Source organism: Pseudomonas sp. NPDC007930 (assembly GCF_042958985.1).
Lineage (GTDB): Bacteria > Pseudomonadota > Gammaproteobacteria > Pseudomonadales > Pseudomonadaceae > Aquipseudomonas.
This window is the reverse complement of record NZ_JBIBKC010000003.1, coordinates 393,105-406,690: the sequence shown is the minus strand read 5'-3', so window position 1 is coordinate 406,690 and position 13,586 is coordinate 393,105. Positions and strand designations below refer to the sequence as shown.

Sequence of the window (13,586 nt, the reverse complement as noted above, 5' to 3'; positions counted from 1 at the left end):
GCAAATGACGCTCCGTACCAAATTGCTTATAATGCCCAGCGCTTTTTTCCACGCGCTCAGCCCGCGTGGTTAACCCATTATTTTTACTGGAAATCCAAAAGCCTTGATCCGCCTGCTCAAGTTCGTTTGCTGGTCCATCCTCGCGGTTGTTTGCGGGTTGCTGCTCGGCCTGAGCGGTGCGTACCTGTATCTTAGCCCCAGCCTGCCGTCCGTCGAGGCACTAAAAAGTGTCCAACTGCAAATTCCTCTCAGGGTATACAGCAGTGATGGGAAATTGATAGCAGAATTCGGCGAAATGCGCCGATCGCCTATCAAATTCGCAGAGATCCCGCCGCAATTCATCGCTGCACTGTTATCCGCCGAGGATGACAATTTCGAGAACCACTTCGGCGTCGACCCGAGCAGCCTGGTGCGCGCCGCCGGCCAGTTGGTGACCACCGGCCACATTCAGACGGGCGGTAGCACCATCACCATGCAGGTGGCGAAGAACTACTTCCTCACCAGCGAACGCAGCTTCTCCCGTAAAAGTAACGAAATCCTGCTTGCCCTGCAGATCGAACGCCAGCTCACCAAGGATGAAATCCTCGAGCTGTACGTGAACAAGATCTACCTCGGCAACCGCGCCTACGGCATCGAGGCGGCCTCGCAGGTGTACTACGGCAAGTCGATCAAGGACATCTCCCTGGCGCAGATGGCCATGCTCGCCGGCCTGCCGAAGGCGCCGTCGCGCTTCAACCCGCTGGCCAACCCGACCCGCGCCAAAGAGCGCCGCGACTGGATCCTGGGGCGCATGTACCGCCTCGGTAAAATCGACCAGGCCAGCTACCAGGCGGCGATCGCCGAGCCGATCAACGCCAGCTACCACGCGCCAACGCCTGAGGTGAACGCGCCGTGGATCGCCGAAATGGCCCGCGCCGAGATGGTCGGCCGCTATGGCAGCGACGCCTATACAGAGGGCTTCCGGGTGACCACCACGGTGCCCAGCGACCTCCAGGCCAATGCCAACAACGCCGTGCTGGCCGGGCTGATCAGCTACGACCAGCGCCACGGCTACCGTGGGCCAGAGTCGCGCCTGCCGGGCAAAACCCACGAGGCCTGGGTCACCGAACTGCAGCGCCAACGCACCGTGGGCGGGCTCGACCCGGCCATCGTCGCGCAGGTGAGCAAAGACGGCATCACCGTGACCACCCGCGACGGCAAAGACGAGCACGTGGCCTGGGACAGCATGAAATGGGCACGCCCGTACATCAACGCCAACAGCGTGGGCAAGGCGCCGGCGCAACCGGCCGAGGTGGCGCAGGTGGGCGACCTGGTGCGCGTACAGCGCCAGGCCGACGGCAGCCTGAAGTTCAGCCAGGTGCCCAACGCGCAAAGCGCGCTGGTGTCGCTCGACCCGCACGACGGCGCGATCCGCGCGCTGGTCGGCGGCTTCGCCTTCGAACAGAGCAACTACAACCGCGCCATCCAGGCCAAGCGCCAGCCGGGCTCGAGCTTCAAGCCGTTCATCTACTGCGCGGCGCTCGACAGCGGTTACACCCCCGCCAGCCTGGTCAACGACGCGCCGATCGTGTTCGTCGACGAATACCTCGATAAAGTCTGGCGGCCGAAAAACGACACCAACACCTTCCTCGGCCCGATCCGCCTGCGCGAAGCGCTGTACAAGTCGCGCAACCTGGTGTCGATCCGCGTGCTGCAAAGCCTGGGCGTAGACCACACCATCGACTACATCAGCCGCTTCGGCTTCAACAAGCAAGACCTGCCGCGCAACCTGTCGCTGGCCTTGGGTACCGCAACGCTGACGCCGATGGAAATCGCCACCGGCTGGAGCACCTTCGCCAACGGCGGCTTCAAGGTGCAGCCGTACCTGATCGCCAAGATCGAAAGCCGCAGCGGCGACACCCTGTTCACCGCCAACGCGCCACGGGTGCCTACGCCGCAGGAAGAAGAAGCACGCATGCAGCAGGCCGCCAGCCAACCGGCCGCCACCCTCAGCGTGGCCAGCAGCAACGACACCACCGCCGCGCTGCAACCGGCACCGGTGGCGCCAGCGCTGGCCGAGCGGGTGGTCGACGGGCGCACCACATTCATCCTCAACAGCATGCTCGAGGACGTGATCAAGAAGGGCACCGGCCGCCGCGCGCTGGCACTCAACCGCGATGACCTGGCCGGCAAAACCGGTACCACCAACGACTCGAAAGACACCTGGTTCTCCGGCTACAACGCCGACTACGTCACCACCGTATGGGCCGGTTTCGACCAACCCGACACCCTTGGCCGCCATGAGTTTGGTGGCACCGTGGCGCTGCCGATCTGGATGGACTACATGGGCGCGGCGCTCAAGGGCAAGCCGTCGCACACCCAGGCCGAGCCCGAGGGCGTGGTCAGCGTGCGGGTAGACCCCGCCAGCGGCCGCGCGGCCACGGCCAGCACCCCGGATGCCTACTTCGAACTGTTCAAAAGCGAAGACACGCCGCCGTCGGTCAACGAACTGGGCAACGGCCAGGCACCTGGCAGCCCGCTGCCGGCGGGCGAAGGGGCGCCGATGGATCTGTTCTGATCCCGGCGTTACAAAGCCAGCCCTGACAAAAAAGCCCCGGCCAATGGCCGGGGCTTTTTTTCAACCGGCTGAACCTCAGCCGTTGAACACTTCATCCACGCTGTTGAGCGGGTAGTGCTTCGGGTAGCCCTGGGTGGCCACACCGCTTTTGATCGCGGCCTTGGCCACGGCATCGGACACCAGCGTCAGCAGGCGCGCGTCGAGCGGCTTCGGAATGATGTACTCGCGGCCGAACTCCAGCGAATCGACCTTGTACGCCTTGCACACTTCCTTGGGCACTGGCAGCTTGGCCAGGTCGCGCAGGGCCAGGGCGGCGGCGATCTTCATCTCTTCGTTGATGCGCTTGGCGCGTACGTCCAGCGCACCACGGAAGATGAACGGGAAGCCCAGCACGTTGTTGACCTGGTTCGGGTAGTCCGAACGGCCGGTGGCCATGATCACGTCGCTGCGGGTAGCGTGGGCCAGTTCCGGGGAGATTTCCGGGTCTGGGTTGGAGCAGGCGAACACGATCGGGTTGGTGGCCATGGTTTTCAGGCCTTTGGCGCTCAGCAGGTTCGGGCCGGACAGCCCAACGAACACGTCAGCGCCGTCGAGGGCGTCAGCCAGGGTGCGCTTGTCGGTTTCGTGGGCGAACACCGACTTGTACTGGTTCAGGTCGTCACGGCCGGAGTGGATCACGCCCACGCGGTCGATCATGTAGATGTTCTCGACCTTGGCGCCCATGCTGATCAGCAGCTTCATGCAGGAGATAGCCGCGGCGCCGGCGCCCAGGCACACGATCTTCGCGGCCTTGAGGGTTTTACCGGCGATTTCCAGGGCGTTCAGCATGCCGGCGGCGGTGACGATGGCGGTGCCATGCTGGTCGTCGTGGAACACTGGGATGTCGCACTGTTCGATCAGCGCGCGCTCGATCTCAAAGCACTCAGGGGCCTTGATGTCTTCGAGGTTGATGCCGCCGAAGGTGATGGAGATGCGCTTGACGGTGTCGATGAAGGCTTGCGGGCTTTCCGAGTCGACTTCGATGTCGAACACGTCGATGCCGGCGAAACGCTTGAACAGCACGCCTTTACCTTCCATTACCGGCTTGGACGCCAGCGGGCCGAGGTTACCCAGGCCGAGGATGGCGGTGCCATCGCTGATCACGGCGACCAGGTTGCCCTTGCCGGTGTACTTGTAGGCCAGCTCGGGGTCGCGACCGATTTCGCGCACCGGCTCGGCAACGCCAGGGCTGTAAGCCAGAGACAGGTCACGCGCGGTGGCGGTGGCCTTGGTGAGTTCTACGCTCAGCTTCCCCGGGCGGGGTTGGGCATGGTATTCGAGAGCGGCAGTTTTCAGGTCTGTCATGGTGGCGTTCCGCTTTTACTGTTGAACTTTTCGGACCGACGAGCATACGCACAAAGAAAATAGCCTACAAGACTGGCCGGTCACGGCTGTCAAGTGGTAAGCCGTTAGACTTTCTGCCAAGTTGTCGCACCTCAGCGCGGGGCAAAAACAGAATACACCCAGGTTTAAAATTGTATACAACCGAACATCCGGGCAAGAAAAAGGCGCCTCGCGGGCGCCTTTTTCTGTACCTGCCCGAAGGCAGGCTCCAGAGCCTTACTTGCTCTTGGCACCGAATACGCCGAAACGATCGGTGAAGCGCTGTACGCGACCGCCGGTGTCGAGGGTCTTCTGCTTGCCGGTGTAGAACGGGTGGCACTCGTTGCACACGTCGAGGCCCAGCGGGCCTTTCATGGTGGAACGGGTTTCGATCACGTTACCGCAGCTGCAGGTAGCGGTGAGGGCTTCGTACTTCGGGTGGATTTCAGGCTTCATGGTTGATTCCTCTGCACTGCGTGCCGCCACCCGGCACCATTGCCGGATACCGCACGTATTTGGGCTGCGAATACTATCAGAGCGCGCCGGATAATCAAGCTGCGCCCCCTGCCAGCGGTCTGGTAGGCTTGGCCCTTTAGCCCCGTGAGCACTGCCTTGCCCGCCATCATCCTGCGCGTCGCCCTGCCCTCGCCGCTGCGGCGCCTGTTCGACTACCTGGCGCCCGCGGGCCTGGGCCGCGAGGCCTTCACCCCGGGCATGCGCCTGCGGGTGCCGTTCGGCCGCCGCGAGATGATCGGCGTGCTGGTGGAAGTGGCCGAGCACAGCGACGTGCCCACGGAAAAACTGCGCCCGGCCAGCGCCCGCCTCGACCACGAAAGCCCGCTGCCGGCCAGCGTGCTCGAGCTGTGCCTGTGGACCGCCCAGTACTACCAGCACAGCCTGGGCGATACCCTGAGCTGGGCGCTGCCGGTGCTGCTGCGCCAGGGCGAGCCGGCGCAGGCGCGCCAGGAACGCTACTGGATCGCCGCGCCCAACGCCCGCGCCGACGACCCGCGAATCAAGAACGCCCCGCGCCAGCGCGAGGCCCTGGCCACGGTGGCGCAGCACCCCCACGGCGTGGCGCACTCCCAGCTCACCCCGCTGCAATTGGCCAAGAACACCCTCGACAGCCTGCTGGCCAAGGGCCTGGTGGCGGTGGAAACCCGCACCCAGCCACCCAGCGCGCGCCACGAGCACTGGCTGGCCCAGCCCGAGCTGCCGCTGAACAGCGAGCAGCAAGCCGCCTACCAGGCGGTGCAGGCCGGGCTGGGGCGGTTTCACTGCTATCTATTGGCCGGGGTGACCGGCAGCGGTAAAACCGAGGTGTACCTGCAGTTGATCCACCAAACCCTCAAGGCCGGCAAGCAGGCGCTGGTGCTGATCCCGGAAATCAACCTCGGCCCGCAAACCTTCAGCCGCTTCGCCCAGCGCTTCAACGCGCGCATCGCCCTGCTGCATTCCTCGGTGAATGACCGCGAGCGCCTCGACGCCTGGCTGGCCGCCCGCGATGGCGACGCCGACATCATCATCGGCACCCGCTCGGCGCTGTTCACCCCAATGAAGCGCCCGGGGCTGATCATCATCGACGAAGAACACGACGGCTCCTATAAACAGCAGGAGGGCCTGCGTTACCACGCCCGGGACCTGGCCATCGTGCGCGCGCGGCAAGAGAACGTACCGGTGCTGCTGGGCTCGGCCACGCCGTCGCTGGAAAGCTGGCACAACGCCTATAACGGCCGCTACGGCCTGCTGCGCCTGCAACACCGGGCGGGCCAGGCCCAGCCGCCACGGTTCTTGCGCCTGGACGTAAAAAGCCGCCCGCTCGACAGCGGCATCAGCCCACCGCTGCAACAGGCGATCGGCCAAACCCTCGCCCAGGGCCAGCAGGTGCTGGTGTTTCTCAACCGCCGTGGCTTCGCCCCCACACTGCTCTGCCACGAGTGCGGCTGGCTGAGCGAATGCCCGCGCTGCGACGCGCGCACCACCGTGCACCAGCGCTCCGGCGAACTGCGCTGCCACCACTGCGGCCACAGCGAACCCAAGCCGCGCGCCTGCCCCAAGTGCCGCTGCGTTGACCTGCGCCCGGTGGGGGCCGGCACCGAGCGCGCCGAAGAGCGCCTGCAGGTGCTGTTCCCAGACGTGCCCGTGTTACGGGTGGACCGCGACAGCACCCAGCGCAAGAACGCCATGGAAGAGCTGTTCGCCACGGTCAACCGCGGCGAGCCGTGCATCCTGGTGGGCACGCAGATGCTCGCCAAGGGCCACCACTTCCCGCGGGTTACGCTGGTGGCGATTCTCGATGCCGACGGCGGGTTGTTTTCCGCCGATTTTCGCGCCCCGGAGCGCATGGCGCAGTTGATCGTGCAGGTGGCCGGCCGCGCCGGCCGCGCCGAAGAGCCCGGCAAGGTGATCATCCAGAGCCACCTGGCCGACCACCCACTGCTGGTGCAGCTCACCGAAGAAGGCTACTTCGCCTTCGCCGAACAGGCCCTGAGCGAGCGCCGCAGCGCCGGCTGGCCGCCGTTCGCGCACCTGGCGCTGCTGCGCGCCGAGGCGCACAAGCCCGGCCAGGCCGAGGCCTTTCTCGACCAGGCCTGCGCGCTCGCTGAGGGCTGGTTGCGCGCCCAGGGCACCGAGGGCGTGGAACTGCTGGGGCCGGTGCCGGCCCCCATGGAGCGGCGCGCCGGCCGCTACCGCGCGCAGCTGTTGCTGCAGGCCAACGCCCGCGCCGGCCTGCACCGTTTGCTCGCCGCCTGGATGCTCGAACTGGAACAACTGCCCAGCGGCCGCGTGGTGCGCTGGTCGCTGGATGTCGACCCGGTCGACCTGTTCTGATTCAAAGTGCCAGGGTTGGCAAGGCCGGCATGGAACAGGATAATGCCCGGTTTCATACACCTGCCCCCGATGCGCCGCGCCTCGCAGCGGTCGAACGAGACCACCATGAAAGACACCATTCGCCTGCTGATCCAACAAGCCCTTGCCCACCTGGTGGCCCAGGGCGTGCTGCCCGAAGGGTTGTCGCCGGTGATCCAGGTCGAGAACACCCGCGACAAAAGCCACGGTGATTTCGCCAGCAACATCGCCATGATGCTGGCCAAGCCCGCCGGCATGAAGCCGCGCGACCTGGCCGAGAAGCTGATCGCGGCGCTGCCGGAGAGCGAGCAGGTGAGCAAGGTCGACATCGCCGGGCCGGGCTTTTTGAATTTCTTCCAGAACACCGGCGCGCTGGCCGCCCGCCTCGAGGCCGCGCTGGCCGACGCCAAGCTGGGCGTGACCAAGGCCGGCCCGGCGCAGCGCGTGGTGGTCGACTTGTCCGCACCAAACCTGGCCAAAGAGATGCACGTGGGGCACCTGCGCTCGACCATCATCGGCGATGCCGTGGCCAATGTGCTGGAGTTTCTCGGTGACACGGTGATCCGCCAGAACCACGTGGGCGACTGGGGCACCCAGTTCGGCATGCTGCTGGCCTACATGCAAGACCACCCCACCGACAGCGACGAGTTGGCCGACCTCGAGAACTTCTACCGCGCCGCGAAAAAATGCTTCGACGAATCCGAAGCCTTCGCCGAGCGCGCCCGCGGCCTGGTGGTCAAGCTGCAAGCCGGCGACCCAGACTGCCTGGCCCTGTGGAAGCGCTTCAACGCCCTGTCGCTGTCGCACTGCCAGGCCACCTACGAACGCCTGAACGTGAAGCTCACCCCAAACGACGTGATGGGTGAGAGCGCCTACAACGACGACCTCCCCAGCGTTGTGGCCGACCTGCGCAGCCAGGGCCTGCTGGTCGAGAGCGAAGGCGCCCAGTGCGTGTTCCTCGACGAATTCAAGAACGCCGAAGGCAACCCGCTGCCGGTGATCGTGCAAAAGGCCGGCGGCGGTTACCTCTACGCCACCACCGACCTCGCCGCCGTGCGCTACCGCAGCAACGTACTCAAGGCCGACCGCGCCCTGTACTTCGTCGACCAACGCCAGGCGCTGCACTTCCAGCAGGTGTTCGAGGTGGCGCGCCGCGCGGGCTTCATCAGCAACGGCATGCAGCCCGAGCACATGGGCTTTGGCACCATGAACGGCGCCGATGGCCGGCCGTTCAAAACCCGCGACGGCGGCACCGTGAAGCTGGTCGACCTGATCAACGAAGCCGAATTGCGCGCCTATGCCCTGGTGAAAGAAAAAAACCCCGAGCTCGACGACGCCAGCCTGCGCGAAATCGGCCGGGTAGTGGGCATCGACGCGATCAAGTACGCCGACCTGTCGAAGCACCGCACCAGCGACTACTCGTTCAACTTCGAATTGATGCTGAACTTCGAAGGCAACACCGCGCCTTACCTGCTGTACGCCTACACCCGCGTGGCGGCGGTGTTCCGCAAGGTCGGCAAAAGCTTCGAGGAAGCTGAGGGCCAGATCGTCCTCGAGGCCGAACAGGAACAAGCCCTGGCCGCGCGCCTGGCGCAGTTCGCCGAAACCCTCAACACCGTGGCCGACAAAGGCACCCCGCACACCCTGTGCGCGTACCTGTACGACATCGCCGGGCTGTTCTCCAGCTTCTACGAGAACTGCCCGATCCTCACCGCGGCCACCCCCGAGCAGCAGGCCAGCCGCCTGCGCCTGGCGGCACTGACCGGCCGCACCCTCAAACAGGGCCTGGAGCTGCTGGGCCTCGAAACCCTGGAGCGCATGTAAGTTGGCTGCGAAGAAACCTGCACCCAAACGAGGCGCCAGCCGCAACCAACCTCCCGCGAAAAAGCCGATTCCAGGATGGGTATGGCTGGCGGTCGGCCTCACGGTCGGCGCCTTTATCGTGTTCTTGATGAAGCTCGACCCCAGCCGGGACGAGGTCAAGCGCACCAAGCCCGAGCAGCAGAAGGCCGACAAGATCGCCGAGGCCAACAAGCTGCCGCCGAGCCCGGCGCAGATCAAGCCGAAGTACGACTTCTACACCCTGCTGCCGGAGTCCGAGGTGATCGTGCCGCCGGAAGCGGTGCCGGAAAAAACCCCACCGGTGCCGGCCCAGCCGGTCACCCCGGAGGTGGCGGCGAAAATCGACACCGCCCGCGCCCAGGCGGCGCTGTCTGGGCAAACCCCGCCGCCGGCGCCACCGGTGGTCAAGCCGGCGGCCACCACCCAGTACTTCCTGCAGGCGGGCTCGTTCCGCCGCCAGGCCGATGCCGACCGCGTGCGCGCGCAAATCATCCTGCTGGGCCAGGCGGTGCAGGTGGAGTCGGGCACGGTGAAAGACGACACCTGGTACCGGGTACTGGTCGGGCCGTTCAGCAACCGCGAGCAACTGACCGCGGCGCAGAAGATGCTCGCCGGCAGCGGCTTCAATAACTTGCTGTTGCAGCAACGCCAGACCCGCTGAGGTTCAAGGGCCCTTCGCCTGGCGAAGGGCCCTGCCCCCGGGGCACACATCTCTTGCCCCTTGAAGCTTGAACCTTGCCCTGGCCATCCCCATATCCACGCTCATAGGGCATTTTCGCCCCGCTGCGTGGAGATTCTCCCCTTGACCACCATCGTATCCATCCGCCGCCACGGCAAAGTCGTCATGGGCGGTGACGGCCAGGTTTCCCTGGGCAACACCGTGATGAAAGGCAACGCGAAGAAGGTCCGCCGCCTGTACCACGGCGAAGTGATCGCCGGCTTCGCCGGGGCCACCGCCGACGCCTTCACCCTGTTCGAGCGCTTTGAAGGCCAGTTGGAAAAACACCAGGGCCACCTGATTCGCGCCGCCGTCGAGCTGGCCAAAGATTGGCGCACCGACCGCTCGCTGAGCCGCCTCGAAGCCATGCTGGCGGTGGCAAACAAAGACGCCTCGCTGATCATCACCGGCAACGGTGACGTGGTCGAACCCGAAGACGGCCTGATCGCCATGGGTTCCGGCGGCGGCTTCGCCCAGGCCGCGGCCCGCGCCCTGCTGAACAAAACCGATTTGTCTGCCCGTGAAATCACCGAGGCGGCACTGAACATCGCGGCCGACATCTGCGTGTTCACCAACCACAACCTGACCATCGAGGAGCAGGACCTGGCGCAGTGATGCGTAAGGCCCAAGCACGCCCATGTCCATGACCCCCCGTGAAATCGTCCACGAACTCAACCGCCACATCATCGGCCAGGACGACGCCAAGCGCGCCGTGGCCATCGCCCTGCGCAACCGCTGGCGGCGCATGCAACTACCGGCCGAGCTGCGCGCAGAAGTCACCCCGAAGAACATCCTGATGATCGGCCCCACCGGCGTGGGCAAGACCGAAATCGCCCGGCGCCTGGCCAAGCTGGCCAATGCCCCGTTCCTGAAGGTTGAAGCCACCAAGTTCACCGAGGTGGGCTATGTGGGCCGCGACGTCGAGTCGATCATCCGCGACCTGGCCGACGCCGCGCTGAAGCTGCTGCGTGAGCAGGAAGTGATCAAGGTACGCCACCGCGCCGAAGACGCCGCCGAAGAACGCATCCTCGACGCGCTGCTGCCGCAAGCCCGCAGCTTTGGCGACGACGCCCCGGCCAGCGCCGATTCCAACACCCGGCAGTTGTTCCGCAAGCGCCTGCGCGAAGGCCAGCTCGACGACAAAGAGATCGAGATCGAAGTGGCCGAAGCCATGGGCGTCGACATCTCCGCGCCGCCGGGCATGGAAGAAATGACCAACCAGCTGCAGAACCTCTTCGCCAACATGGGCAAGGGCAAGCGCAAGGCGCGCAAGCTGAAGGTCAAGGAAGCACTCAAGCTGGTGCGCGACGAAGAAGCCGGGCGCCTGGTCAACGAGGAAGAACTCAAGGCCAAGGCCCTCGAAGCGGTCGAGCAGCACGGCATCGTGTTCATCGACGAAATCGACAAGGTGGCCAAGCGCGGTAACGTTGGCGGCGCCGATGTGTCGCGGGAGGGTGTACAGCGCGACCTGCTGCCGCTGATCGAAGGCTGCACAGTGAACACCAAGCTGGGCATGGTCAAAACCGACCATATCCTGTTCATCGCCTCCGGCGCCTTCCACCTGAGCAAGCCAAGCGACCTGGTGCCCGAGCTGCAAGGCCGGCTGCCGATCCGCGTTGAGCTGAAAGCACTGACCCCAGGTGACTTCGAGCGCATCCTCAGCGAGCCGCACGCTTCGCTCACCGAGCAGTACCGTGAGCTGCTGAAAACCGAAGGGCTGGGCATCGAGTTCGCCCCGGAAGGCATCAAGCGCTTGGCGGAAATCGCCTGGCAGGTGAACGAAAAAACCGAAAACATCGGTGCCCGCCGCCTGCACACGCTGCTCGAGCGGCTGCTCGAAGAAGTGTCGTTCAGCGCCGGCGACCTGGCCGGTGCGCAAGGCGATGCGCCGATCCTGATCGACGCCGAGTACGTTAACGCGCACCTGGGCGAGCTGGCGCAGAACGAAGACCTGTCGCGGTATATTCTCTGAGCGTTGCAAGGGGTAAGCTGCAAGGGGCAAGTGGCCGCCGCTTGTAGCTTGCCACTTGCCCCTTACCTGCCGAGCCTTTTCCATGCCAGCCCTACCTTCCGCCATCCACCTGCACAAAGCCAGCAAGGCCCTGGCCCTTACCTATGGCGGCACCACCTACACGCTGCCGGCCGAGTTCTTGCGCGTGCATTCGCCTTCGGCCGAGGTGCAGGGCCACGGCAAGCCGATCCTGCAATTCGGCAAGCTGGGCGTGGGGCTGAACAAGGTCGAGCCGGCCGGCCAGTACGCGCTCAAGCTGACCTTCGACGACGGCCACGACAGCGGCCTGTTCACCTGGGACTACCTCTACGAGCTGTGCACCCGCCAAGACGCCCTGTGGGCCGACTACCTGGCCGAGCTGCACAAAGCGGGCAAGTCTCGCGACCCTTCGGAATCGGCCGTTCGGCTGATGCTATGAAATAAAAACTTGCGGGCTCGCTGAAAATAGGCTTGCTTGCGCATTCGCTCGAACTTCGTTACCAGTGCCCGTTGGGGCGTCGGTGTGTCGCGCCCCACCGACACCGGCAAGCTGGCGGATGGAGCAAGGCGGATGAGCAACAAGCACTCGGATGAACTCAAGAGCCAGATCGCAAAGAACACACTGGGGCTGAACCCGATCATCGGGCTGCGGCGCAAGGATTTGCTCTCCTCGGCGCGCATGGTACTGCGCCAGGCGATGCGCCAGCCGCTGCACAGCGCCAAGCACCTGGCCAACCTCGGCACGGAACTGAAAAACGTACTGCTCGGCACCTCGGCGCTGGCGCCGGAAAAAACCGACAAGCGTTTTCTCGACCCCGCCTGGACCCAGAACTACCTCTATCGGCGTTACCTGCAAACCTACCTTGCCTGGCGCAAAGAGCTGCACGCCTGGATCGAGGCCAGTGAACTGAGCCCACAAGACATCCACCGTGGGCACTTCGTGATCAACCTGCTCACCGAAGCCCTGGCCCCCAGCAACAGCCTGGCCAACCCCGCGGCGATCAAGCGCTTTTATGAAACCGGCGGCAAAAGCCTGCTCGACGGCCTCACCCACCTCACCAAAGACCTGGTGCACAACGGCGGCATGCCCAGCCAGGTGAAGATGAGCGCCTTCGAGGTGGGCAAGAACCTCGGCGTGAGCGAGGGCGCGGTGATCTACCGCAACGAGGTGCTGGAGCTGATCCAGTACAAGCCGCTGACCGAGCACACCTTCGAGCGGCCGATGCTGGTGGTGCCGCCGCAAATCAACAAGTTCTACGTGTTCGACCTCAGCCCGGAAAAAAGCCTGGTGCGCTTCCTGCTCACTCAGCAGGTGCCCACGTTCATCGTGAGTTGGCGCAACCCGACCAAGGCGCAGCGCGAGTGGGGGCTGTCGACCTACATCGAGGCGCTGAAGGACGTGGTCGACGTGGTTTGCGCGCTGACCGGCAGCAAGGACGTGAACCTGCTTGGCGCCTGCTCCGGCGGCATCACCTGCAGCGCGTTGCTGGGCCACTATGCCGCGCTGGGCACACCGAAGGTCAACGCCACCACCCTGGTGGTGAGCGTGCTCGACACCAACCTCGACAGCGACGTGGCGTTGTTCGTCGATGAACAAACCCTGGAGTCGGCCAAGCGCCACTCTTACCAGGCCGGCGTACTCGAAGGCCGCGACATGGCCAAGGTGTTCGCCTGGATGCGCCCGAACGACCTGATCTGGAACTACTGGGTGAACAACTACCTGCTCGGCAACGAGCCGCCGGTGTTCGACATCCTCTTCTGGAACAACGACACCACACGCCTGCCGGCGGCCTTCCATGGCGATTTGATCGAGATGTTCCGCAACAACCCCCTGGCCCGCCCCGGCGCGCTGGAGGTGTGCGGCACCCCGATCGACCTGCGCCAGGTCACCGCGGATGTGTTCTGCGTGGCCGGCAGCAACGACCACATCACCCCTTGGCCGGCCTGCTACCGCTCGGCGCAGCTGTTTGGCGGCAACGTTGAGTTCGTGCTCTCCAGCAGCGGGCACATCCAGAGCATCCTCAACCCACCCGGCAACCCCAAGGCGCGCTTCATGACCAGCAACACCCCGCGCATGCCGGCCAACGCCGAAGCCTGGCAGGAAGACGCCATCAAGCACACCGACTCCTGGTGGCTACACTGGGCGCAATGGTTGGGCGAACGTTCCGGCAAGCTGAAAAAAGCCCCCGCCCTGCTTGGCAGCAAAGCCTACCCGGCCACCGAAGCGGCGCCCGGCACCTACGTGCACGAACGCTAACGCCGCGCCA

Annotated in this window: 10 protein-coding genes; 8 read left to right on the top strand and 2 right to left on the bottom strand. The window is 65.0% G+C overall.

The window, feature by feature from the left end:
- Window positions 1–106 precede the first annotated feature (106 nt).
- Window positions 107–2,557: a PBP1A family penicillin-binding protein gene (locus ACFZCE_RS09380; RefSeq protein WP_390938638.1), complete on the top strand. Its 2,451-nt coding sequence runs from the start codon at window positions 107–109 to the stop codon at window positions 2,555–2,557.
- A gap of 75 nt (window positions 2,558–2,632) precedes the next feature.
- On the opposite strand, the gene ACFZCE_RS09375 is transcribed toward ACFZCE_RS09380, so the two are convergent.
- Entirely contained in the window at window positions 2,633–3,901 is a 1,269-nt protein-coding gene (locus ACFZCE_RS09375; RefSeq protein ID WP_390938254.1) for a malic enzyme-like NAD(P)-binding protein, read from the bottom strand.
- Between the two features lie 255 nt (window positions 3,902–4,156).
- On the bottom strand, window positions 4,157–4,375 hold the full coding sequence (rpmE, locus tag ACFZCE_RS09370; protein WP_390938252.1) for a 50S ribosomal protein L31: 219 nt from the start codon (window positions 4,373–4,375) through the stop codon (window positions 4,157–4,159).
- Window positions 4,376–4,531: 156 nt separating this feature from the next.
- Here rpmE and ACFZCE_RS09365 point away from each other — a divergent pair, with 156 nt between their 5' ends.
- The 7 genes from ACFZCE_RS09365 (at window position 4,532) to phaC (ending at window position 13,576) form a co-directional block, all read left to right on the top strand.
- A complete protein-coding gene (locus ACFZCE_RS09365) occupies window positions 4,532–6,751 on the top strand; it encodes a primosomal protein N' (protein WP_390938250.1) in 2,220 nt (739 codons plus the stop codon).
- A gap of 105 nt (window positions 6,752–6,856) precedes the next feature.
- Window positions 6,857–8,593, top strand: a complete 1,737-nt coding sequence (gene argS, locus ACFZCE_RS09360) for an arginine--tRNA ligase (protein ID WP_390938249.1) — start codon at window positions 6,857–6,859, stop codon at window positions 8,591–8,593.
- Window position 8,594: 1 nt separating this feature from the next.
- Window positions 8,595–9,272, top strand: a complete 678-nt coding sequence (locus ACFZCE_RS09355; protein ID WP_390938247.1) for an SPOR domain-containing protein — start codon at window positions 8,595–8,597, stop codon at window positions 9,270–9,272.
- Between the two features lie 141 nt (window positions 9,273–9,413).
- Window positions 9,414–9,944 (top strand): ATP-dependent protease subunit HslV, encoded by a 531-nt coding sequence (hslV, locus tag ACFZCE_RS09350; protein WP_390938245.1) that lies wholly within the window; start codon window positions 9,414–9,416, stop codon window positions 9,942–9,944.
- 22 nt (window positions 9,945–9,966) lie between these two features.
- Window positions 9,967–11,301, top strand: a complete 1,335-nt coding sequence (hslU, locus tag ACFZCE_RS09345) for an ATP-dependent protease ATPase subunit HslU (RefSeq protein WP_390938243.1) — start codon at window positions 9,967–9,969, stop codon at window positions 11,299–11,301.
- An 82-nt stretch (window positions 11,302–11,383) separates the two neighbouring features.
- Window positions 11,384–11,758 (top strand): gamma-butyrobetaine hydroxylase-like domain-containing protein, encoded by a 375-nt coding sequence (locus ACFZCE_RS09340; protein WP_390938241.1) that lies wholly within the window; start codon window positions 11,384–11,386, stop codon window positions 11,756–11,758.
- A 132-nt stretch (window positions 11,759–11,890) separates the two neighbouring features.
- Window positions 11,891–13,576: a class II poly(R)-hydroxyalkanoic acid synthase gene (gene phaC, locus ACFZCE_RS09335; protein ID WP_390938239.1), complete on the top strand. Its 1,686-nt coding sequence runs from the start codon at window positions 11,891–11,893 to the stop codon at window positions 13,574–13,576.
- Window positions 13,577–13,586 lie beyond the last annotated feature (10 nt).

Bases quoted from the DNA above. Each gene is read 5' to 3' on its own strand.
- ACFZCE_RS09375 (WP_390938254.1), bottom strand. From the start codon at position 3,901: ATGACAGACCTGAAAACTGCCGCTCTCGAATACCATGCCCAACCCCGC.
- rpmE (WP_390938252.1), bottom strand. From the start codon at position 4,375: ATGAAGCCTGAAATCCACCCGAAGTACGAAGCCCTCACCGCTACCTGC.
- argS (WP_390938249.1), top strand. From the start codon at position 6,857: ATGAAAGACACCATTCGCCTGCTGATCCAACAAGCCCTTGCCCACCTG.
- hslU (WP_390938243.1), top strand. From the start codon at position 9,967: ATGTCCATGACCCCCCGTGAAATCGTCCACGAACTCAACCGCCACATC.
- ACFZCE_RS09340 (WP_390938241.1), top strand. From the start codon at position 11,384: ATGCCAGCCCTACCTTCCGCCATCCACCTGCACAAAGCCAGCAAGGCC.
- phaC (WP_390938239.1), top strand. From the start codon at position 11,891: ATGAGCAACAAGCACTCGGATGAACTCAAGAGCCAGATCGCAAAGAAC.